Origin of the sequence: Streptomyces sp. NPDC053750 (assembly GCF_044544295.1) — a bacterium.
Classification (GTDB): Bacteria; Actinomycetota; Actinomycetes; order Streptomycetales; family Streptomycetaceae; genus Streptomyces.
This window is the reverse complement of the sequence record NZ_JBITXB010000002.1, coordinates 820,601-841,657: the sequence shown is the minus strand read 5'-3', so window position 1 is coordinate 841,657 and position 21,057 is coordinate 820,601. Positions and strand designations below refer to the sequence as shown.

Below are 21,057 nucleotides of genomic sequence, written 5' to 3'. Positions count from 1 at the left end.
CTCTCAAGGAGATTTCCGTGTCGAGCTCCACTCCCCTCAACCGAAGAGCACTGCTCCGCATGGGTGCGGGCGCCGGTCTCGCACTCACCGCCACCCCTCTGCTCGCCGCCTGCGGCGACGGCGGCACCAAGGCGCAGGCGGAGGCCAAGAGCGCCTCGCTGCTGCCTCGCACCACGGTGCGCAACATCGGTCTCACCCCCGACCTGCCCGGCACCGCCCAGGGCGTCCCGCAGGGCTACTTCCGCTATCCGGCGAAGCCGCTGCGGGCCACGAAGGGCGCCCCGCTGAAGGGCGCGTCCACGATCAGCGCGACCCTGGAGACCTTCTCCCCTCCCCCGCCCGGCCGTTCCCGCAACGCCGCCTGGCAGGAGATCGAGAAGCTGCTCGGCGGCAAGGTCGACATCACCGCGGTGCCGGCCGACGACTACGGCACCAAGTTCTCCACTATGGTCGCCAGCGACAGCCTGCCCGACCTCTTCATGTACCCCGAGGTCGGCGGCGTCGACAACAAGGCCGCCTTCCTGGAGGCCAAGTGCGCCGACCTGACCCCCTTCCTCGCCGGTGACGCCGTCAAGGACTACCCGAACCTCGCCGCGATACCGAAGGCCGCCTGGCAGGCCGCGATCTTCGGCGGAAAGCTCTACGGCATCCCGATCGCCCGCACCGGCACCGGCGGAGCCGGATTCTACCGCCACGACCTGTTCGAGCAGATCGGCATCACGAGCCTCGACCAGATCACCGGCCTGGACCGCTTCGTCGAGGCGTGCAAGGAGCTGACCCGTCCCGCACAAGACCGTTACGCCATCATCGCGGGGGTCACCAGCGTGCTCGCCATGTCGGCGGGTGCCCCCTACTTCTGGCGGCTCGACGCGAAGACCGGCAGGTTCACCACCGACCTGGAGACACCGGAGTACCGCCAGGCCGTCGAGACGGCCCGGACGCTCTACAAGGCGGGCTGCTACTACCCCGGCACGCTGCAGATGTCCGGGGCGCAGAAGGCGCAGTACACGGACATGTTCAAGAACGGCAAGGGCGTGTACGTCTACGACGGCCTGCCCACCTACCTGGCACCCGGCGTCGGCTACATCGCCGCGATGAAGGCGATCGACGCGTCGTACGACCCGAGGCCCTTCGTGCCGTTCGGCAAGGACGCCGTCGCCTGGACGGACAACGTCGAGCTCCAGAACACGCACTTGAGGAAGGCGTCCGCCGACCGCGTGCGGCAGGTGCTCGCGCTGGCGGACTTCGCGGCCTCGCCGTTCGGCAGCCTGGAGTACACGCTGATCAACTACGGCGTCGAGGGCACCGACTTCACGCGCGACGCGAAGGGCAACCCGGCGCTCACCAAGCAGGGCAGCCAGGACGTCACCGTCCCCTGGAAGTTCCTGGCGTCCGCGGTCCCCGCGGTCTACAGCGCCGACTCCGAGGCGGGTGTGCGCCATGTGCACGAGACGCTGAGCACGATGGTCCCGATGATGGAGCAGTCCCCCACCCTCCAGTACTCCTCCCCCACCTGGGACTCCAAGGGCAGCGGCAGCCTGCTCACGCTCAAGCAGGACGGACTCAAGGACATCATCGCCGGCCGCAAGCCCATGTCGGCCTACGACCAGCTGGTCAAGGACTACCTCGCCAAGGGCGCCGAACAGGCCCGGGGCGAGTTCGAGGAAGCCGTCCAGAAGGGGAAGAAGTGACGACGCGACGCTCCGCCCTCAGATTCGGCGGCGCCGCGGTCGCCGCCGCCGTGGCCGTGCCGGCGTTCGGTTCTCCCGCCTCCGCACGCTCCTCCCGCTTCGATCCGACTCCCGGCTCCGACGGGGTCGGCGACCCCCTCTTCCCGACCCTCGGCAACGGCGGCTACCAGGTCCTCCACTACGACCTGACCTTCGACTTCACCCCGGTGACGTACGACTTCACCGGCGTGGTGCGCATGAACGCCAAGGCCACCCAGGACCTGTCCGCGTTCAACCTGGACACCGACGGCCACACCATCGACTCCGTCACCGTGAACGGCGCTCCCGCGACATGGGCGATCGCACCCGGCAAGAGCGGCCAGGAACTCACCGTCACTCCGGCGTCCCCCCTGCGCGACGGCCGGCCCTTCACCATCGCGGTCCGCTACCACGGCAACGGCAAGGCGCCCCGGCTCGGCCTCACCGGCTGGAGGTTCGGCAGTGACGGCGGCTTCGCCTCCGCGGCCCAGTCCTCCCGCGCCGACACCTTCCTGCCGTGCAACGACACGCCTTCGGACAAGGCGACCTGGACCTTCCACATCAGCGCGCCCGAAGGTTTCGTCGCCACCGCCAACGGCGAACTGCTGCACAAGACCCCCGGCGCGAACGGCTCCACCGTCTGGCACTTCGGCCTGCGCGAGCGCATGGCGACCGAACTCATCGGCATCGCCGTCGTCAAGGGCACCTACCTGTACGGGACCAGTCACCGGGGGCTCCCGCTGCGGCACGTCGTCCCGCAGGGCCGGGAGGACGAGTTCGCGCCGGTCGTCGCCCGCACGGCCGATCATCTGGCCTGGTCGGAGGCGAAGTTCGGCCGCTACCCGTTCTCCGTCTACGGCGTCCACATCTACGACGGGTACAGCAACGCCCTGGAGAACCAGACCCTCTCACTCTTCTCCACCAACTGGTTCAAACCGAACGCGAACGGCCATCCGGCGTACGAGAGCACCATGGTCCACGAGCTGGTCCACCAGTGGTACGGCGACTCCGTCACCCCCGCCGACTGGCAGCAGGCGTGGCTCAACGAGGGCCCCGCCGTGTACTACGCCGCGCTGTACAGCGAGGAGCGCGGCTGGTCCGTCCTCACCGACAGGATGAGGACGACCTACGGCAGGCTCGACGCGATCCGCGCCAAGGACGGACCGCCCGGACTGCCCAAGGCCCTCGGCGGCACCAACATCTACGACGGCGGCGCGCTCGTGCTGTACGCCCTGCGCCGGCGGATCGGCGACCGCGCCTTCGACCGTGTGATGCGGATCTGGCCCGAACGGTTCAAGGACCGCAACGTATCCAGCGAGGACTTCATCGGTCACACCGTGAACGTCACCGGTGACCGGTCCCTCGACGGCTTCCTGCGCGACTGGCTCTTCGGGGCCCTCAATCCGCCCATGCCCGGTCACCCGGACTGGAAGGCCGACGCGTGAACCTCTCGACGAACGCCCTGCGGCTGACCGCCGCCGCCTGCGCTGCGGGCCTCGCCGCCCTGCTCACCGCACCCACGGCCGAGGCCGCCCCACGGCCCCGCACCGTGTACGCGGCCCCCGACGGCACCGGCACCTCCTGCACCGTCTCCCGTCCCTGCTCTCTGGAGGGCGCGCGGGACAAGGCCCGCACCGAGACCGGCCGCGACGTCCGCGTACTGCTCCAGGACGGTACGTACGAGCGCACCGAACCGCTCCGGCTCGGTGCCGCCGACTCCGGTGGGGAGGGCCGCACCGTCACCTGGGCGGCGGCTCCCGGCGCCCGTCCCGTGCTGTCCGGCGGCCGGGCCGTCACCGGCTGGGCCCCGAACAGCGACGGCACCTGGACCGCCGCCGTCCCGGCCGGAGTCACCCCGCGCCAGCTCTTCGTCGACGGGAAGCGTGCCGTCCGCGCCCGCGGCGCGTCGTGCGCGGCCGCCGTCTGCGACGCCACCAAGGCCGGCATGACCGGGGCCGACGCCACCGGCATCGCCCGGTGGCAGCGCCCCACGGACGCCGAGGCCGTCATCCGCGTCCGCTGGCGCAACTACCACTGCCGGATCGCCGGCGTCAGCGGGGACCTCCTCACCTTCGCCCAGCCCTGCTGGACCAACTCCTCCAGCGGCACCGACCGCACGGGACCCGCCTGGGACTCCACGACGGTCGACTCCACCCGCTACAGCGGAGTCGCGTTCTTCGAGAACGCCCCCGAACTCCTCGACCGCCCGGGCGAGTTCGCGTGGAACTCCGAGACACACACCGTGACCTACCTGCCGCGCAAGGGCGAGAACATGCGCAGCGCCAGGACCGTCGCCCCGCACACGGAGCGGCTCCTCGTCCTCGACGGCGCCCACGACATCACGGTCGGCGGAATCGGCTTCGCGTACGCCGCCTACCGTCAGCCCGACACCGACGAGGGCTACGCGGGCGCCCAGGCCGGTCTCACCCTGACCGGCGCCACGGGACCCGTCGACCACGCCGGCCGCCACTACACCAAACCGACGGCGGCCGTCACCGTGCGCGGCGGCCGGCACATCCGTATCGACCGGGCGGACTTCAGCCGGCTCGGCGGCGCCGGTGCCGTCCTGGAGGCCGGCACCGAGGACAGCTCCCTGACCCGTTCGTCCTTCACCGACCTGTCGTCGGGCGCGATCTACGTCGGGGACACCGAGCCACGGCCCCGGGAGGCACTCGCCGGTGAGCGGAACACCGTCGCGTACAACACCATCAGCCGCTCCGGCGTCGAGTACACCGACTCCGTGGGCATCTGGGCGGGCTACGAGGCGGAACTCACCGTCGAGCACAACACCCTCAGCCACCTCCCCTACTCCGGGATCTCCGTGGGCTGGGGCTGGAACCAGCCCGAGGCGCAGGTCTCCGTCCTGCGCGACAACAGGGTGACGGCCAACCGGATCACCGACGTCATGGAGGTGGCGCACGCACAGCACGACGGCGGCGCCATATACACGCAGGGGGCGCAGCCGGGGACGGTCGTGTCGGAGAACTACATCAACCGTTCCGCGTTCGGCAACACCGAGCGCGACGGCAACGGCATCTACCTCGACGAGCAGTCCTCGCACATCCTCGTCGAGCGGAACGTCATCACCCGCATCGGCTACAAGTGGGTGTCCAACTGGGCGGACTACGGCGTCGAGAACACGGCCCGGTCCAACTGGACGGACACCGGCGCGCCCGCGCTGTCCGGCCGGGGCTCGACCATGACGGACAACCTCACCGGCCTGGACCGGCTGCCGGCCACGGCGCTCGCCGTCGCAGCACGGGCCGGTGCCCACGGCGGCCCGGTCGAGCAGTTGCGCACCGACCTGGCCCGTACGGGCACCGCCACCCAGTCCTCGACCGACGGGACCGCCACCGCGGACCGGGCCCTGGACGGCGACATCACCACGGACACCCGCACCCTGTCCGGGCCCGGCGCCTGGTGGCAGGTGGACCTCGGTGACACCCACCGGGTCCGCCGGATCGAGGTCTGGAACGACGCCTCGATGACCACCGCCGGCTTCGACGTCGTCACCGACGACCGGACGATCCATGTCAGCGGAAAGGCCCTGCGCCCGACCGTGGTCAACCTGGACGGCAGTACCCGCACCGTGAGGATCGCCGTGTCCGGAAACGGCCGGGTCGCCCTGTCCCAGGTACTCGCCCACCCCTGACCAACCCACCGCCCGGACGGCCCGACGAACGGCCCGACGAACGCCCTGACGAACGAAGGAAGAGCCATGACCGACCTCCGTATGGGTGTGCTCGGCTACGGACTGCGCGGCTCACTCGCCCGCACCGCACACCGACCCGGCTCCGGCGCCCGCGTCACCGCGCTGGCGGAGCCGGACTCCCGCGCCCGTGCGGAGGCGGCCGCGGCCTTCCCCGAAGCTCTCCTGTCCCCCGACCACCGGGAGGTGATCGGCCACCCCGACATCGACGCGGTGCTGGTCCTCACGCCTGACCACACCCACGCCGACCTGGCCTGCGAGGCGCTCCGCGCGGGCAAGCCGGTCTTCGTCGAGAAGCCGCTCGACATCACCGTCGAGCGCTGCGACGCCATCCTGCGCACGGCGTACGAGACCGGTACCCGGCTGTACATCGGCCACAACATGCGTCACATGCCGGTCGTACGGATGATGCGCGACCTCGTGCGGCGCGGGGCCGTCGGCGAGGTCAAGACGGTCTGGATCCGGCACTTCGTCGGCTACGGCGGCGACTGGTACTTCAAGGACTGGCACGCCGAACGCCGCTTCACCACGGGACTGCTGCTGCAGAAGGCCGCCCACGACATCGACGTCCTGCACTGGCTGGCCGGCGGATACGCCCGGGACGTGCAGGCGCTGGGCGACCTGATGGTCTACGGCGACAATCCGCACCGCCGCGCACCCGGTGACCCGAAGACCGACGACTGGTACACGAAGGAGGGCCACTGGCCGCCGCACACCCAGCGGGCGCTCAACCCCGTCATCGACGTGGAGGACGTCTCGCTCCTCAACATGCGCCTCGACAACGGAGTGCTGGCCGCCTACCAGCAGTGTCACTTCACGCCCGACTACTGGCGCAACTACACGGTCATCGGCGACGCCGGCCGACTGGAGAACTTCGGTGACGGACCCGGCGGAAGCGTCAAGGTCTGGAACACCCGTCGCTCCGGCTACCGCCCGGAGGCGGACGAGGTGCACGACGTTCCGGCCGTCGAGGACGAGGCGGGTCACGCTGGGGCCGACCCGCTCCTGGTGGACGAGTTCCTGCGATTCGTACGGGAGGGCGGTCGCACGGACACCTCGCCGGTCGCGGCCCGGATGGCGGTGGCGGCGGGCGTCCGGGCGACGGCCTCCCTCCGCGACGGAGGCACACCCCGCCGCGTAACGCCGTTGGACCCGGCCCTGGCGGCGTACTTCGAGAACGGTCAGATCCGCGCCTGACCGGCCGCTGTCGGGTGCCGGCCGCGGACGGCCTCGGCGAGGGCGTTTCCGACGACTGCCCCGTGCCCTGGGATCGGGTCGCAGTGTCCCCAGGAGGGTGGAGGTGAGGGACCGTTCTCGGACCTGCAGAATCAGCAACATGCCGCGTTTCTTGTGTGACCGTTGCCGATGCCCGCTCACGACAGCGGTCACCAAGGTCAAGGTTCCCCCGCTGGTCCCGCCCTCAGAGACTCCCGGTGTCCGGACACGGCCGTCCCGGATGCCGAGCGGCACCTACGCCCCGAACTTCCGGCTCAGCGAGTTCGCCATCGATGTCCCCGGCTTTGTCGTGCACCCCGACGACGTCGTCAACACCGAAATGCACCCTGACTGGGATCGATTGAGCGCTTGCTGCCAGGGCCCCAGCGGCACCAACGGGCCCAACCTGGTCTGCAGGAGCTGCGGAGCAGAGGTGGCCACCAAGCAGGCCGACTGCTTCACCCAGGACCAGGTGGTGCTTGAACCCGACGCCGTCTGCCTCTCCTTCACAGAGGACTGATCACGTGACGGGCTTCCAAGCCGAACCGGTCGGCACTCGGCGCACCTCACACCAGTACGCGGGCTTCGGTAACACCTGACCTGCCTTGCTGACAGACAGCCAGTCGCGTGGGAGGACGGGCATCGGTGGAACGACCGATGTGCGCCGGGTCGGGAGGTGGCCATAGTCCTCGGGAGATGGTTCGCGGGTGCCCGTTGCGCGCCCGGCTTTCGAAGGGATTGTTGTGGACACGTATGCGGATCTGGTGTTTCTCGGCGGGCGGGTGGTCACGGTCGATGCGGAGTTCTCCGTCGCCTCGGCGCTGGCGGTCACTGGTGGGCTCATCAGTGCCGTCGGCGGACGGGAGGACGTCGCGCCGCTCGTCGGACCCGGCACCCGCGTGGTCGACCTGCGGGGCGCGACGCTGCTACCCACCGGAATGGCGAGCACCGCCGAAGAGTTCGCCCGCGCCCTCCCCGCCCACGACGAGTCGGGCGACGCCGATCCGCGCCGCCTTGCGATCCACGGGGTCAAAGTCTTCGCCGACGGCATAGTCCCCAACAAGACCGCCTGGATGAACGAGCCGTACGTCGGCGGTGGTTGCGGCTCACTGTGCGTCGGCGGCGAGACCGACACCGAGCGGACCGCCGAGATCGTTGCCATGATCCGACATGCGCACGCAGCCGGGCACCAGCTGGGCGTCCATGTCACCGGCGACCGGGCCATCGACATCGTCGCGGACGCCTTCGCCGCGGCGATGGCCGAGCACCCCCGGGACGACGCCCGCCACTACATCATCCATGGCGACTTCCTCACCGCCCACAGCATGAAGGTGCTGGCCGCGCACGGCTTCGGCGTCAACATGAATCCCACCATCAAGTGGACCGTCGCCGACATGGAGGAGGAGTTCGTCGGCGCTGAACGGGCCGCGTACGCATGGCCCTACCGTCACGCCCTCGACGCCGGCGTGCGGGTCGCGAGCGGGTCCGACGCCCCCGTGACCCACCCGGACTGGCGTCAGGGCGTCGCCACCATGGTGCTGCGCGAGTCGAAAGCCGCCGGCCGGGTCAGCGGCCCCGAGCAGCGCATCGGCCTGGCCGAGGCGATCCGCACGTACACGATCGACGCGGCCTGGCAGGACTTCGCCGACGACTGGAAGGGCTCCCTGGAGCCGGGCAAGGTGGCCGACCTCTGTGTGCTCGACGGAGATCTGCTCGCCGTCGACCCGCATGACATCCCGAAGATGCCCGTGGTCCTCACCGTCATGGACGGTCGGATCGTGCACGACGCCCTCGGCGATTGACGTAATCCGGCCACATGATCATCCTTGGGGAATGGCAGCGGAGCGGAGCACGGCGGACATCCTGGACGCGGCCGTCCACGTTCGTGAGGCCGCCAGGAGCGCCGTGAGCGGCGCGACCGGCGTCAACTCGGTCCTGACGACGCTGTCGGAGGTGATGGACTACGACCACGCCTCGCTGGCCCGGTGGGATCCGCTGCGCCGGCGCCACACCACGCTGGCTGGGAATTACCCGGACGACGCCACGGCGTACATCGAGACCCGTCTCCACCACGACCCGGTGTTCCACGTACTCCGCTGCCCGACCCGGGGCGGTCTCTGGCTCAGGGACGTCCCCGGGCAGCTCCTGGCTGCCTCACCGGGTTTTCAGGATGTGCTGGGCCCCCTCGGCATCGAGGACGGAGTGGCCCAATGCCTGTTCGCCGACGACGGCCGGTACGTCGGGATGCTGAACGTCAGCACCCGCCGACCACGGCGCACACCCGATCCGGCACGCTCCGTGGTCACCCTGCTCACCGAGGCACTCGCCGCAGTCGTCGACCACCACGCGGTCCCGCCGTCCGGGAAGGCTGCCCCGGCCGACGCGCGGCGGCCGGGCGGACTGTCTCAACGGGAACTCCAGGTGCTGGCCGAACTGACCACCGGCCGCACCAACAAGGAGATCGCCGAGCGGCTGTACGTCACGCCACGCACCGTGGGGACCCACGTCGAGCACATCCTCGCCAAGCTCGACCTCCCCAACCGGGCGGCGGCCGCCGCCCGGGCCGCGGCTTGGGGGATCGAACCCTCCCGCTGACGCGAACCCGGCAACACGAGACTTGAACCGCAGGCGTGCCGCAGCCTCGCGGTCTGCGGGACGGAGGCCGGCAAGGCCTCCGCCCCGGCCGTGGTGGCCCGGGGGTGGGGATCAGAAGACGCTGAAGCCCCCGAGGCCACCGGCGCCTCCGTCGCCGAAGATGCTGCCACCACCGGAGCCCCCGGTGCCACCGTTGCCGAAGACACTGCTGCCCCCGGTAACCACAGCAGCCGAGGCAAGGACCATCGCGAAGCGGAGACCCCGCCGCTTGGACGTGCCGTCCTTCGACGGCCTGGCTGGACGTCGCCGTCCAGCCAGGCCGTGAACTCGATTCCGCCCGCAGAAGTCAGGTCAAAAGATTCCCGTTCCCATTGCCGTTACCGTTCCCGTTGACCGTGTTGTTGTTCCCGATAATAATGATCGTGACGGGCCCATTGTTGTTGCCGTTCTTGGCGCCACCATAACGATTGTTCTTGCTGTATTTGCCACCCTTGTTGTACTTGCCGTCCTGCTTGTGTTTGCCCTGGCTGTTCTTCTTGTGCTTGCCGTGGCCACCGTGGTCGGCTGCAGTCGCGGTCACGTTGCCGGCATGCGGCGTCGCCGGAGCGGCGGACGCACTGGTGGGTATCAGCACACCTCCCGCGGCCAGGGCGGTCGAGGCGGTGGCCAGCACAAGGCGCTGCGTCGAAAGGATGCGCTGCATGGTGATTCTCCTCCAGCAAGGAAGATCGTGGGGTTTACCGAGCGGCCCTGTGGAGGCCCATGTCTCAAGTACGCCCTGCCAGACGCGTCACGTCACGCCGCTGGATGTCGTGACTTGACAGTCGGCGACGATCCCGATAGGGGCCATGGCCGCCGAGCAACACGGCTCCCACCCGCCACTGAACGAGAGACGGGCCCCTCCGTGGTGGACCACCGCAGCCGGCCGCGGAAACAGCAGGGCGTGCGGCACGTCTCCGATGGTGCACGATGGGTCCGCCCGCTCAGCGCAGCAGCGCGTCGAGGAACGGGCTGGACATCACATGATGGGGGTCGAGCCGGTCCAGGATCGCCACCGCCTCGTCCCAGCCCGGGCCGCCCCCGACGCGCAGGGCGGCGGGGACGGCCCGCGTGAGGACGTCCGGGTCGGACCACGCGGCGGTGTCGGTGTAGCCCCAGCCCTTGGACCACTCCACACGGACCGTCGCCCGGTCCCCGTCCATGGCCAGGAGGAACTGCTCCACGTCCCGGTAGAAGCGGTGCAGGGTGGGTGTGGTCGGCAAGGAGAGGACGTCGATCCACACGGCCGTGTCGACCTCCGGCCGGTCCGGACGCGGCCGCAGGGCGGACAGCAGCGGTGGCCGGGCGCCGGGGACGCCGCACACGGACGGATCCTCCAGGCCGGTCACCCGGATCTCCACCTGGCCGTTGACCGGGTACTCGCCGCGTGCCGCGTACTCGGCGAGCAGCCTGCGGTAGAAGTCGGCGAACTGGCTGACCACCCACTGCAGGTCGGCGCGGCGGGTGAGGACGGCATAGCCGTTGGCCGTCTCGCGCAGCGTGGTGGGCCGCACGTACTCCAGGAGGTTGCGGGAGGCGCCCCACAGGTCCGAGCGCAGCCCGCCCGCCAGCAGGTGGGTTAGCACGTCGCCGGTCAGGACGTCCCGCACGAGGGTTCCCGACAGCAGGACGTCGGTGATGTCCCCGGTCAGCGCGACCTTGGCCAGCAGGTACTGGACCTGCCCGAAGAGCGGGGCGCTCGCCCAGGCTCCCGAGACCAGCGTTCCGGCGAGCCGGGCCACCGGCTCGGGAAGCGAGTCGGAGAAGGGGTAGTTGTACGGTCCGTCGACCGCGCGCGCGGCGAACGGCCGCTCCGGGGTGACGCTCCAGACCTTCAGCCAGGGCTTGTCCGTGAACGCGAACCAGATCGCCTCCGCCCGGCCCGTCCTGTCCACGAAGCCGGCCAGGGTCCGAGTGCCGGACGGGGCACCGGGGGCGGCGAACAGTTCGGCGGCAGGGATGTCCAGGAAGGACCGGCAGCGCAGGTTGTGATCCGTGCCCACCCGCAGCACTGCCTCGGTGACGAGCGAACGGCCGAGGTGGGTGAGGATCGCGTCGCAGTCGGGCTCGTCCCGGCCGACCGTCCGCAGGACGTACCCGTCGGCGTCGTCGTCCCAGACGATCGCGGTCAGCTCGGTGATCAGATTGCTCAAGGAGCCGTAACCGTGGCCGGGTGACGGGTTCTCGCCGAGGGCAGGGACGGCCGTACCGTGTGCGCCGATGGCCAGCGCGCCGCCGACCGACAGCTCCCCCGGTGCCGGCGCGGAGACGACCCCGTATCCGTGCGCTCCGGCGAACGCGAGGAGTCTCTCCAGCAGGGCTCCGGCCTGGACCCGGACCAGAGCCGACCCGTCGGCGTCCTGCCGCTCGAGCGACATCCCGGTGAGGTGTGCGGTGGTGTCCACCAGGATGACCCGGGACGAGGCGGGTGTGCCGTCGGCCACCGTGAGCGGAGCCCAGCCATGCCGCTTCCCCTGGGCGCGTACCGTCCAGCCCGCGCCGTAGGCCCAGTTCACGACGTCGAGCACGTCCTGCGGGGTGCGCGGCGCGCACGTCCACAACTGGTCGGCGCGGATCTCGCCGGCCCAGTTCTCGTAGACGCGCCGATAAACGTCGATCCCGGCCGGGAAGTCGGGCGGCGACGGCGCGTCGGCGTAGGCGCTGCCCGGCCGGACCACGCCGCGCAGCAGCCAGACCGCGCCGCCCGCGGCGACTGACGACGCGAGCAACCTGCGCCGCGACAGCCCGTCGCCCCGAACCGAAGAGTCGTCCGTCATCCCGCAGAACCTCCCCTGACCTCGCCCCACCCCGAACCAGCGCTGCCGGGCTGATCGAGCACGCTAACCGGCAGTCAGGAGCCCTGTAGTCATATGGTCGTTTGATCTACGCGATCGGGTGAACATCTCGCGAATCGCCTGCTCCTGGAAGCCCGACCCGCTATCGCTTTGGCCGCCCCCCGATGACCTTCCCGTCCCGTGCGCACACCGCAGACGGCGAGGACGTCGAACACCGGGACGTTCTTCGGAGCCGCTCGGCGTGGCCGTCTCAGCCGGTCCCCGGGGCAGGGGCGAAGGGGCCGTGGAGAGCGGCCCACTGCAGGAGCAGAATCGATTTTCCGTCGGCGATGCGTCCGTCGCGGACCATGGCGAGAGCTTCCGTGAAGGGCAGTTCGAGGACTTCGATGTCCTCGCCGTCCTCCTCGAGTCCGCCGCCGTTTCCGGTGCGGTCGGCCGGTGTGTAGGGCGCGGCGTAGAAGTGCAGTCGTTCGGTGACGGAGCCGGGACTCATGTAGGCGTCGAGGACGTGAGTGAGCGGGCCGAGCGTGACGCCGAGTTCCTCGGCGGCCTCGCGCCGGATGGCGGTAAGGGGGTCGTCGTCGTCGAGCAGACCGGCCGCGGCCTCGACGAGCATGCCGTCCGGGTGGTCGTTGACGTAGGCCGGGTAGCGGAACTGGCGGGTGAGCAGCACGAGTCCGCGATCGGTGTCGTACGGCAGGACGACCGCGCCGTTGCCCCGGTCGTAGGTCTCGCGCTGCTGGGTCTCCCAGCGTCCGTCACGGCGTCGGTAGTCGAAGGTGGTGCGGCGCAGTACGTGCCAGCCCTGGGAGGTGAGTTCCACGTCACGGATCACCACGCCGGCGTTGCGGTCCAGGTCGCGTCCGGCCCGGTCCAGGCCGGTGCGGCCGCGGTGGTCGGGGGTGTCGATGCCGGGGCGGTCCATCAGGCGGCCCTGCCTTCCCGTGGGGTGCGGTGCGGGATCTCGGCCACGTCGCGATAGACGGGCAGGCCCCGACGGCGGGCCGTGGCAACGTCCTGGTCGGCTCCGGCGGAGTCGCCGGGCAGTCGGAGCACGGCGTCGCAATGGGCGAGCAGGCGCTCGGCGGTCGGATAGAGCACCTGGTCGGCGAGGGGGTCCGTGGGACCCGCGCCGGCCGAGCGCAGGACGGGCAGCGCCACCCACTCGCCGATCACGGGGACGTGTCCGGCGGCGAAAACCGGCCACGCCGCCGCTTCGAGACGGGCGAGGTTCGCGGCCATGGCCTGTGGGTCGCCGTCGGTGCCCGATCGGTAGGGCCCGGCGATAAGCATGAGCATCGGCTTGTCGGTCATGGGGCGCTACCATACATGCAGAAACGTGCAAGAACACGAAGGAGTGCGAATGCTGGCAGCTGAACGGCGCGATCACCTGTTGGACCTGCTGGCCCGCGAGGGCAAGATCGTCGCCAAGGACGTCGCCGCCGACCTGGGCATCTCGGAGGACAGCGTGCGCCGCGACCTGCGCGACCTCGCCGCCGAGGGGCTGTGCCAGCGGGTCTACGGCGGGGCGTTGCCCGTCTCCCCGGCCGTGGCGGACTACGCCGCCCGGAAGGCGGTCACCCCGGACGGCAAGCAGCGGGTCGCCGCGGCGGCCGCCGCGCTGGTGCGACCGGGCGGAGCACTGATCCTGGACGGCGGCACCACCGCCCTCGCCGTGGCTCGCACCCTCCCGCGGGACCTGGCCTGCACCGTGATCACCCACAGCCCGACCGTGGCGGCCGCACTGCTGAAGCACCCGCAGGCCGAGATCTTCCTGCTCGGCGGCCGCATCTTCAAGCACTCCGCGGTCGCCTGCGGCGCGGCCGCGGTCGAGGCCGCCCAGAACATCTCCGCGGACCTGTGCCTGCTCGGTGTCACCGGCGTCCACCCGGACGCGGGACTCACCACCGGCGACGCCGAGGAAGCCGCGATGAAGCGCGCCCTGGCCGCACGGGCCGCGGACACCTACATCCTCGCCTCGTCCGAGAAGATCGGCACCGCCTCCGGGTTCCGCGTCCTGCCCTGGGAGGAGATCAGCGGACTGATCACGGACGTCGACCCCCACCACCCGGTCGTCGAGCTGCTCTCGGCTCGCGGCGTGGAAGTCCTGGCGGCCGGCTGAATCCTCGACGCCGTGTGGGCACGGTCCCCGTTCGCGTCACACCGTGACTTCGTACGTTCGGCGCGGGAGCTGGGCGGACGGTGGCTGGCAGCCGGCCTGCTGGAACGGGCCGAACGGGAGACCGTGATCGCCGCCGCGGAACACGCCCGGCTGAGCGGGCCCGCCGGCGCCGGACGGTGAGCCGCGACACGAACGCGGTCCGGAATGCTTCTGGCACATCACGAGGAGGCGCTCGGAGGGGGACCGTTCGTTCCACGGCGGTGAGTCCCATTGGCGCATCACGTAGGTGCTGCTGTGCAGTGCGGGGGTGGCCAACAACGGGCACCCGGCAGTCCGCCCGGCGGACAGCCATGCCCGGAAGGCCACGTACGACTGCCCCCCGGGTCGCGGTCGAGGACCATGGCCCCGCCCTCCGACATGCCGGCGCGCTCCATCGCGTCGGCGAGATCTTCCACCGAATCTCCTCAACCAGTCGCCTGCACGGAAGGCTCTCAAGGGGGAAGCACGAGCGGGAGCGGCCGGGAGGTTCACGCGTCTGCGCGCCGCCGATGGGCGACGCGCAGACGTACCGTGCTGTCCGAGGTCAGACGCGGTGGCCGATCAGGCCCAGCAGCCGTTCACGGTCGCGGCGAGGCCGTCCATGGCGTCCTTGATGTCGCTCGGGTCGGCCGACGAGTTGTTCTCGATGAAGGAGAAGATCCTCCACTCGCCGTCCTCGGTCTGCGTGACACCACTCAGGGCGACGGCTCCGGTGAGCGTGCCGGTCTTCGCGTGCACTTTGCCCACGGCACACTCGGAGTTGGCGTCGTCGAAGCGTCCCCACTCCGGGCCGAGGCTGGCACCGGCCTCGCCGGCGATCGGCAGACCGTCCAGGATCGAGCTCAGGGCGGGGCTCTCCGTGATCGCGTCGAGGAGTTGTGCGAGGGTCGCGGCAGGGATGCGGTCGGCGCGGGAGAGGCCGCTGCCGTCGTACATCTCGAAGTTGTCGAGAGACACCCCGTACGAGCTCAACACCTGACGGACGAGTTCGACGCCGCCCTCGAAGGTGGCCGGCTTCCCCAGTTCCACGGCGGACATCCGCAGCAGGGTCTCGGCGATGTTGTTGTCGCTCGTCTTGAGCATCTTCTTGACGATGTCCGACAGCGGCGCCGACTTGTGCTGCGCCACCGGTACGTCGGACGGCTTCGCCGTCGCGCGGCCGACGTCGCCGTCGACGGTGATGCCCCGCGCGGCGAGCTTCTCGGCGAAGACGTTGCCGGCGTTGATCGCGGTGTCGTTGACGGCGGCGCCGTCGACGACGAGCGAACGGACCGGCGTGACCTCGGTGGGGTAGTAGCCCTCGTTCCAGCCGTGGGCGAGGCTGGGGTCGGCGAACAGGCTGTCGTCCACACGGACCTTGACGTTGGTCAGCCCCGCGGCCTTGAGCCCGTCGACTGCAGTCTTGGCCAATTCGTCGACGTCGTCGCTGGTGAGGGTGCGGTCACCGCCGCCGACGAGAGTGAGGGTGCCGTCGCCGTACACCACCTTCGTGGTGAACTCGTGATGCGCGCCCAGCAGCGTCAGGGCGGTGGTCGCCGTGGCGAGCTTGGCGTTGGAGGCCGGCATGAGAGTGGTGGAGCCGTTGTGGTCCCAGAGGGCGGTGTCCGAGTCGGCGTCGAGCACCACGCCACTGACCTCGGAGCCCAGGCGCTCGTCGGCGACGCGCTCGTTGAGGTTCTTGACCAACTGCGCGTCGTCGGCGTCGAGGTCGTCGACCGAGATGCCCTGCGCCTTCGCGGCGCTGTCGTCGGCGGCGAAGGCCGAGGTACCGGCCAGCGTGGCGGAGGCCACGGGCACGGCCATCGCGAGCACGAGGGCACGTCGCACACCGATGCGACCCACTCTTGCCCTGCGGTGCCGACGGCGTCCGCCCGGGACGAATGCGTTCGTGGAGATTTCGTCTGGCGTACCAGTCATAAAGTGAAATCCAAGGATCGAGTACTTCGTTCTGTGGGGTGGAACGGCGGGCACGCTACCAGCAGTCGTGTGGAGCGCTGGATCAGACAATGACCGAGTGTGAATGTATTGCAACTCTTCACGACCGCCTCATGGCGTATAGCGGATTGCGGAACTGCTTGTCGACTGTCTTCGTGGAGGAGCCGTTCGGGCGCCGTCCGGGCGATTCTGTTGCCCTTTCATGCACGGGGAAGGGGTCTTCGGGTCATCAGTGCCAAGCCGGGAGCATGCATCGGAAACCGAACCAAGATCAGGTGGCCGCAGACCCGCTCCACATCGGCCGGCCTTTTGTCACGCTGTCCCGCAGCGACTGCGGAGGAGTTCCACCCCGTCGCCTTCGAGATCGTCGCAATACGCCGCACGTCCAGTCATGGCCATGACCAGGGCCAAGGTGCGGCCGGACACGAGAGGCCCGGAACCGGTCGCGAACGGGCCGTCATCCGCTGCGAGTCTCAGGCCACCGATGCGTCCCTTGGCAACGACCACGAGGTCTGAGCCCTGGTAGTACTCGGCCGTCTCCGTGACGACCCCGATCGGGTAGTCGCGGCGTATGCCCAGCGGGCGCCGGATGTCTTCTCCATGCACGATCGTCTCGCCCAGCATGGCGATGGCGGGCAAGGGGGGCTTGGTCGTGCTCGGGACGACACGCCGGAAACGTTCAAGGGTCTCGCCCGGGGTCGCGCCGAGCTGCTCGGCCAGCCGCATGGCCACCTGCTGGTCGAAGTCGAACCGGCAGCGGATCACACCCGCCAGCCAGCTCACGGTGTTGAGGCGCGCGCCCGCGATCAGGTGTGCCAGAACCTCACGCACCGTCAAACCGGCGCAGAGCGATGGCGTGGCCCACTGCTCGTCCGTCAGATCTGCGAGGTCGGCCGCCAGCGCCGCACGCTCGGCGTGGATCAAGGGCCAGACCCCGGTCCCGCGATTGCGGTCTGCTGTCAGTGCCGGATCAGTCATGCGGGGGACTCCTGTCAAGACTCGTGATCTGCATCGCCTCCGCCCGAACAGCGGGTGTCCGGCAGGGGTGTTCCCCAAGGAGACTCTTGCTCCGGAGCAAAGTCATCGCCCGTGAGCGATCTTTTCTCAGGCGTCTGCACCATCGGCCCCGACGATCGCTGACGGTGGCTACCGGGGGCACCGGCCTGGACCTTGATGCTTCGTGCCGTTACTCGGGAGGTAATGGCGCCGGTCCCTCGGTGCTGGCAAAAATGCTGATCTCGCCGCGTCAGTGGGGCGCGGATGCCTGATCGGAGTGATGGGTGATGTCCACAGCCGCACCCGCGACGACCCGCACTGTCGTGGATGAGCTGTTGCGCCGGATCGGTGAGGGCGATCCGGAGAGCATCGCCGAGATGTACGCCGAGCGGGGCGACTGGAAGCTGGACTGGCCGGAGTCCGAGCACGGTCGGACCGCTACCCCATGGATCCGTCACCGTTCCACCCGCGCCGATGCCGCCGCCCACTATCGCGAGCTCGCCGAGCACCACGTGCCCGGGCAGGCAGCGACCGAGATCGAGCGCATCCTTGTCGACGGTCGCGATGCGGTCGTGCTCGGCGAGATCCGTCAGACCGCCCGCTCCACCGGACGTGCCTATCGCGCTCGGTTCGCCTTGCACCTCACCGTCGAGGACGGCCTTGTCACTCGGCATCATGTCTACGAAGACAGCCTTGCCGTCGCCCAGGCGTTCGACGCGTAGGGGCCGAGTGAGACTCGTTGAGGTGCCCTCACTGCCTTGTGTGCAGCCGCCCTGGCAGGCAGCCGCACCTCTCGCCTCCAGCTGTCTCAGCCGCTCTGGTCAGAAGTCGTGCGTCGGTCGGCTTCCCGAGCTGCGAGCTCCAACTGGCTGCGATGGTTCTCCCACCACGTCGCGTCGCCCGGCGCCATGCTGTCGTTGCCCTTGTTCATCCCCACGGCGCCGTCCCTGAGCTCCCGGACGATGTCGGCATGACCGGCGTGTCGGTGCGTGTCAGCGATCACGCGCACCACGGCGTGGTGCAACGTCACCTCGTCCTTGCCGCTGGGCCACCACGGCACCTTGCCGATCGTGTCCAGGGCCAGCGCGTCGAGCGTCGCGTCCGCGTGGGTCCACGCTCGGCGGTAGAGATCAACGATGTACTCGCGTGACTCGTCGGCCGTGACCCACATGTCCGCGTTGGGCTCGGCACCGTCTTCCAGCCAGGGCAGCGGTTCGCCGGAAGGCCGGCCGAAAGTGTCGCCGAGATAGCCCAGTTCCACGCTCGCCGCGTGCTTCACCAGGCCGAGAAGGTTGGTGCCGGTCGGCGTCGACGGACGGCGGACGTCGTACTCCGAGAGCCCTTCGAGCTTCCACAGCAGGGCATCACGGGCGGACTGCAGGTAGAAGTGAAGATCAGCCTTGGGTTCCGATGTGGTCATGGGGCCAGTCTGCCGCCCGCATGATCTCTGTCCACCACTGGCGGCGAACCTCTCCTTGTCTTTCGGCTGCTGGGTATCGGCTCGTCGACGCTTCCCGCCTTCCGATGACGGGAAGGGCCAGCCCTTCCCGGTTCTCGCGGACTGTGGGCGGAGGGTGACCGGCGTGCCGGACGGGGTGCAGCAGGTGGGGCGGTGGTGGGGATGGGGTTACAGGTGCTGCCGGACAGGGCTGGTAGGTGGACTCGTCGAGGCCGCTCAGGGTGGGGGCGTGGCCCACCTCACCGATGTCGTACATCGAGGTCATCCAGTGGTGGAAGTTGTCGCCGCGCCCTCGCAGTACGTCGTAGAGCCGGCGGGTCATCCGGGAGCGGACCTCCGCCTGTTCGGGATGGTCGTGGACGTTCTGCAGCTCGTCCGGATCGTTGTGCAGGTCGTGGGGCTCGTTAGCCCCGGTTTCGACCGGGGATCTGCCGCCGGCGGTCGCGCGGGTCATGGGCTGTCCGGTCGCCTATCTGCCCGGCATGTCAGTCCCGCGGCGGCCCAGACGCGAGCTGACCGCTTGGGCAACTGCGTCGCGAACATCTTCGTCTGTCGGACCCGTCATGCCACGTTCAGCGGCGAGTTCGGCCAGAGAGGTCATGCGTACGCCGGGCAGGGCACAGGCCGTGAAGGTGGTGTAGACGCTCAGGTCGGGTGCGACGTTGAGGGCGAAGCCATGGCTGGAAATGCTCCCGCTGATGCGCATGCCGATCGAGGCGAGCTTGCGGTGATCCGGGGTCCACACCCCAACGAGGCTGTCGGCCCCGGTTGGCGTCTCCCGGCGGATCGCCGGGAAGCCCAGCGTGTCCAGGGCGTCGATCAGCGCCTGCTCGACACGGCGGATCAGGCCACGGGGGCCGAGCTGCCGGACATTGAGCACGAGGTAACCGATGAGCTGGCCGGGACCATGGTAAGTGGCATGCCCACCGCGGTCGGTCCGCACCAGACCGATCGGCGAGTCCGCACCTGGCAATTGGTCCTTCGGAGTCCGGGCCGTGTAGGTGATCACCTGCGGATGGGTGAGCAGGAAGAGCCTGTTCGACACGAGGCCCTGTTTGCGCTCCTCCACCCAGTGCGCCATGTTCGCCTGCGCTACCTCGTAAGGCACTTCGCCCAGGTCAACTCGCTCCAAGCGCTGGCCATCCGATACTTCGCCCTCCTCAGGCGCGTTCACCACGCAGGCTCCTCTCTTGGGGCGGGAACTCCCGGCGAGCCCGGGGACTCGCGTGGGGGAAAAGGCGATGCTCGGGTCTTGCTTCGCCTGGGCAGGGCCCAGCGGTCGGCGTGTGTGGCCCGTGGATGACAGACCCAGCGCCGTTCGGCAAGGCAGGGTACGGAAGCGTGTGCTGTGGCGCTGGTGAGAGATCGACAGGTCGCGAGGCCGGGCCCACACCCGGAGCATCCACACGCGGCAGCCGGAGTTAGCCACGTATGCGGTTCGTCGTGGGAGTACCATAGCCAATGATCGATCATTGCTCAAAAGTTCCGTCCTGAGGAGAGCCGAGATATGACGCTTCCCGCAGATCACACAGACCCCACGACTCCCCCTTCACGCGGATCCGGCAGATCGGGCGCCTCGCTGGAGCGGGCCCCCCTGCACGAGCGCGTGAGGACGTTCGTCCTCGAAGGCCTCGTGGCCGGCCGCTGGGAGCCCGGGGACCGCATTGTGGAACGCCGGATCGCACTCGAACTGGGCATCAGTCAGGCACCGGTGCGCGAGGCTCTGCGCGAGCTGGAAACCATGGACCTGGTGACGTCCACGCCCAACAAGGGTGTGCGGGTCCGAGAGTTGAATCTGGACCAGCTGCGCGACGTGTACCTGGTGCGCGCCTCCCTGGAGCGCCGCGCCGTCATGCTGGCCGCCCCCCGGCTGGCCGGGAACGTCACCGCACTGGAGCGGCGCCTGCTCGCGATGCGGCGGGCAGCCGCCGAAGCGGACACCGACGGACAGGCTCTGCACGGGGTGGCCTTCCACCGCACCATCGTCCACGCGTGCGGAAATCCTGTCCTGATCCGGCACTGGGACTGGCTGGGCGTGGAAGCGTGGACGCGCCTCTCCTTGCGCTGGCTGCGCACCGAGCTGCACGACAACGCGGAGGACCACGAGGAGATCCTCGAAGGCCTGCGCCGCGGCGACCCTCACCTGGGCCGCCTGATGGAGCTCCACGTCATGGACTACGCACACGCGTCGAGGAGCGCCTGAAACAGAGGCCCCAGGGGTCCGTCCCGACGAGCGGGTAACCAGCCCCACAGGGGACTTTTGATCGATCATTGCAAATTACTTTCCGGTAGCGATTGACCCTGCGCCCCGACCGCGCGTAGCTTCCGCCTTGAGAAATCGATCTTCCGTTTATGGAGCGTCACGAGGGGTTCGACGACTACCAGCCGGCCGCTTCCACCCACACAACCGGCCGCCAAGAGGCCTGTCCGGTTCCGGTCGGCCC

At 69.6% G+C, this 21,057-nt stretch carries 20 protein-coding genes; 11 read left to right on the top strand and 9 right to left on the bottom strand.

Annotated features, from left to right (window positions below; translation table 11 throughout):
- Window positions 1-17 precede the first annotated feature (17 nt).
- The 7 genes from ACIGO6_RS09195 (at window position 18) to ACIGO6_RS09165 (ending at window position 9,228) form a co-directional block, all read left to right on the top strand.
- The gene (locus tag ACIGO6_RS09195; RefSeq protein WP_399873412.1) at window positions 18-1,691 is read left to right on the top strand and encodes an extracellular solute-binding protein; all 1,674 of its coding nucleotides are present in this window, start codon (window positions 18-20) and stop codon (window positions 1,689-1,691) included.
- Window positions 1,688-3,154: a M1 family metallopeptidase gene (locus ACIGO6_RS09190; RefSeq protein WP_399873410.1), complete on the top strand. Its 1,467-nt coding sequence runs from the start codon at window positions 1,688-1,690 to the stop codon at window positions 3,152-3,154. The genes ACIGO6_RS09195 and ACIGO6_RS09190 overlap by 4 nt, the downstream gene beginning before the upstream one ends.
- Window positions 3,151-5,361 carry a right-handed parallel beta-helix repeat-containing protein gene (locus ACIGO6_RS09185; protein ID WP_399873408.1) on the top strand — a complete coding sequence of 737 codons (2,211 nt, stop codon included), beginning with the start codon at window positions 3,151-3,153 and terminating at the stop codon, window positions 5,359-5,361. Before ACIGO6_RS09190 ends, ACIGO6_RS09185 begins: the two co-directional genes overlap by 4 nt.
- Window positions 5,362-5,427: 66 nt before the next feature.
- Complete coding sequence (locus ACIGO6_RS09180; protein ID WP_399873405.1) at window positions 5,428-6,615, top strand: Gfo/Idh/MocA family protein; 1,188 nt, start codon at window positions 5,428-5,430, stop codon at window positions 6,613-6,615.
- Window positions 6,616-6,874: 259 nt separating this feature from the next.
- Window positions 6,875-7,153 (top strand): hypothetical protein, encoded by a 279-nt coding sequence (locus tag ACIGO6_RS09175; RefSeq protein WP_399873402.1) that lies wholly within the window; start codon window positions 6,875-6,877, stop codon window positions 7,151-7,153.
- A gap of 223 nt (window positions 7,154-7,376) precedes the next feature.
- A complete protein-coding gene (locus ACIGO6_RS09170) occupies window positions 7,377-8,435 on the top strand; it encodes an amidohydrolase (RefSeq protein ID WP_399873399.1) in 1,059 nt (352 codons plus the stop codon).
- A gap of 31 nt (window positions 8,436-8,466) precedes the next feature.
- A complete protein-coding gene (locus ACIGO6_RS09165) occupies window positions 8,467-9,228 on the top strand; it encodes a LuxR C-terminal-related transcriptional regulator (protein WP_399873397.1) in 762 nt (253 codons plus the stop codon).
- A 346-nt stretch (window positions 9,229-9,574) separates the two neighbouring features.
- On the opposite strand, the gene ACIGO6_RS09160 is transcribed toward ACIGO6_RS09165, so the two are convergent.
- From ACIGO6_RS09160 to ACIGO6_RS09145, 4 genes are all read right to left on the bottom strand, one after another.
- On the bottom strand, window positions 9,575-9,931 hold the full coding sequence (locus ACIGO6_RS09160; protein ID WP_399873395.1) for a hypothetical protein: 357 nt from the start codon (window positions 9,929-9,931) through the stop codon (window positions 9,575-9,577).
- 280 nt (window positions 9,932-10,211) lie between these two features.
- Complete coding sequence (locus ACIGO6_RS09155) at window positions 10,212-12,044, bottom strand: cholesterol oxidase substrate-binding domain-containing protein (RefSeq protein ID WP_399873392.1); 1,833 nt, start codon at window positions 12,042-12,044, stop codon at window positions 10,212-10,214.
- 268 nt (window positions 12,045-12,312) lie between these two features.
- Window positions 12,313-12,987 (bottom strand): NUDIX domain-containing protein, encoded by a 675-nt coding sequence (locus ACIGO6_RS09150; RefSeq protein ID WP_399873390.1) that lies wholly within the window; start codon window positions 12,985-12,987, stop codon window positions 12,313-12,315.
- Window positions 12,987-13,376, bottom strand: a complete 390-nt coding sequence (locus ACIGO6_RS09145) for a DUF4406 domain-containing protein (RefSeq protein ID WP_399873387.1) — start codon at window positions 13,374-13,376, stop codon at window positions 12,987-12,989. The genes ACIGO6_RS09150 and ACIGO6_RS09145 overlap by 1 nt, the downstream gene beginning before the upstream one ends.
- Window positions 13,377-13,425: 49 nt before the next feature.
- Between ACIGO6_RS09145 and ACIGO6_RS09140 the strand changes: the two genes are divergently transcribed.
- Both ACIGO6_RS09140 and ACIGO6_RS09135 read left to right on the top strand, forming a co-directional pair.
- A complete protein-coding gene (locus tag ACIGO6_RS09140; protein WP_399873384.1) occupies window positions 13,426-14,184 on the top strand; it encodes a DeoR/GlpR family DNA-binding transcription regulator in 759 nt (252 codons plus the stop codon).
- 12 nt (window positions 14,185-14,196) lie between these two features.
- A complete protein-coding gene (locus tag ACIGO6_RS09135; protein ID WP_399873381.1) occupies window positions 14,197-14,364 on the top strand; it encodes a hypothetical protein in 168 nt (55 codons plus the stop codon).
- A gap of 420 nt (window positions 14,365-14,784) precedes the next feature.
- On the opposite strand, the gene dacB is transcribed toward ACIGO6_RS09135, so the two are convergent.
- The gene (dacB, locus tag ACIGO6_RS09130; RefSeq protein WP_399873379.1) at window positions 14,785-16,140 is read right to left on the bottom strand and encodes a D-alanyl-D-alanine carboxypeptidase/D-alanyl-D-alanine-endopeptidase; all 1,356 of its coding nucleotides are present in this window, start codon (window positions 16,138-16,140) and stop codon (window positions 14,785-14,787) included.
- A gap of 330 nt (window positions 16,141-16,470) precedes the next feature.
- Complete coding sequence (locus ACIGO6_RS09125) at window positions 16,471-17,136, bottom strand: maleylpyruvate isomerase family mycothiol-dependent enzyme (RefSeq protein ID WP_399873376.1); 666 nt, start codon at window positions 17,134-17,136, stop codon at window positions 16,471-16,473.
- A gap of 305 nt (window positions 17,137-17,441) precedes the next feature.
- On the opposite strand from ACIGO6_RS09125, the gene ACIGO6_RS09120 reads away from it, so the two are divergent.
- The gene (locus ACIGO6_RS09120) at window positions 17,442-17,876 is read left to right on the top strand and encodes a nuclear transport factor 2 family protein (RefSeq protein ID WP_399873373.1); all 435 of its coding nucleotides are present in this window, start codon (window positions 17,442-17,444) and stop codon (window positions 17,874-17,876) included.
- A gap of 86 nt (window positions 17,877-17,962) precedes the next feature.
- On the opposite strand, the gene ACIGO6_RS09115 is transcribed toward ACIGO6_RS09120, so the two are convergent.
- From ACIGO6_RS09115 to lipB, 3 genes are read right to left on the bottom strand one after another with little or no spacing between them, the layout of a single operon-like run.
- Window positions 17,963-18,574: a DinB family protein gene (locus tag ACIGO6_RS09115; protein ID WP_399873371.1), complete on the bottom strand. Its 612-nt coding sequence runs from the start codon at window positions 18,572-18,574 to the stop codon at window positions 17,963-17,965.
- Window positions 18,549-19,067, bottom strand: coding sequence for a hypothetical protein (locus ACIGO6_RS09110; protein ID WP_399873369.1), 519 nt, complete (start codon window positions 19,065-19,067; stop codon window positions 18,549-18,551). Before ACIGO6_RS09110 ends, ACIGO6_RS09115 begins: the two co-directional genes overlap by 26 nt.
- Window positions 19,068-19,082: 15 nt before the next feature.
- Window positions 19,083-19,790 (bottom strand): lipoyl(octanoyl) transferase LipB, encoded by a 708-nt coding sequence (gene lipB / locus ACIGO6_RS09105; protein ID WP_399873367.1) that lies wholly within the window; start codon window positions 19,788-19,790, stop codon window positions 19,083-19,085.
- A gap of 429 nt (window positions 19,791-20,219) precedes the next feature.
- Here lipB and ACIGO6_RS09100 point away from each other — a divergent pair, with 429 nt between their 5' ends.
- Window positions 20,220-20,816, top strand: a complete 597-nt coding sequence (locus tag ACIGO6_RS09100; protein WP_399873364.1) for a GntR family transcriptional regulator — start codon at window positions 20,220-20,222, stop codon at window positions 20,814-20,816.
- Window positions 20,817-21,057 lie beyond the last annotated feature (241 nt).

What these genes read in the sequence shown, in the direction of transcription:
- ACIGO6_RS09175 (WP_399873402.1), top strand. Translation starts at nt 6,875, where the DNA reads ATGCCGAGCGGCACCTACGCCCCGAACTTCCGGCTCAGCGAGTTCGCC.
- ACIGO6_RS09180 (WP_399873405.1), top strand. Translation starts at nt 5,428, where the DNA reads ATGACCGACCTCCGTATGGGTGTGCTCGGCTACGGACTGCGCGGCTCA.
- ACIGO6_RS09160 (WP_399873395.1), bottom strand. Translation starts at nt 9,931, where the DNA reads ATGCAGCGCATCCTTTCGACGCAGCGCCTTGTGCTGGCCACCGCCTCG.
- ACIGO6_RS09110 (WP_399873369.1), bottom strand. Translation starts at nt 19,067, where the DNA reads ATGACCCGCGCGACCGCCGGCGGCAGATCCCCGGTCGAAACCGGGGCT.
- ACIGO6_RS09145 (WP_399873387.1), bottom strand. Translation starts at nt 13,376, where the DNA reads ATGACCGACAAGCCGATGCTCATGCTTATCGCCGGGCCCTACCGATCG.
- dacB (WP_399873379.1), bottom strand. Translation starts at nt 16,140, where the DNA reads ATGACTGGTACGCCAGACGAAATCTCCACGAACGCATTCGTCCCGGGC.
- ACIGO6_RS09165 (WP_399873397.1), top strand. Translation starts at nt 8,467, where the DNA reads ATGGCAGCGGAGCGGAGCACGGCGGACATCCTGGACGCGGCCGTCCAC.
- ACIGO6_RS09140 (WP_399873384.1), top strand. Translation starts at nt 13,426, where the DNA reads ATGCTGGCAGCTGAACGGCGCGATCACCTGTTGGACCTGCTGGCCCGC.
- ACIGO6_RS09155 (WP_399873392.1), bottom strand. Translation starts at nt 12,044, where the DNA reads ATGACGGACGACTCTTCGGTTCGGGGCGACGGGCTGTCGCGGCGCAGG.
- ACIGO6_RS09120 (WP_399873373.1), top strand. Translation starts at nt 17,442, where the DNA reads ATGTCCACAGCCGCACCCGCGACGACCCGCACTGTCGTGGATGAGCTG.
- ACIGO6_RS09150 (WP_399873390.1), bottom strand. Translation starts at nt 12,987, where the DNA reads ATGGACCGCCCCGGCATCGACACCCCCGACCACCGCGGCCGCACCGGC.
- ACIGO6_RS09115 (WP_399873371.1), bottom strand. Translation starts at nt 18,574, where the DNA reads ATGACCACATCGGAACCCAAGGCTGATCTTCACTTCTACCTGCAGTCC.
- ACIGO6_RS09125 (WP_399873376.1), bottom strand. Translation starts at nt 17,136, where the DNA reads ATGACTGATCCGGCACTGACAGCAGACCGCAATCGCGGGACCGGGGTC.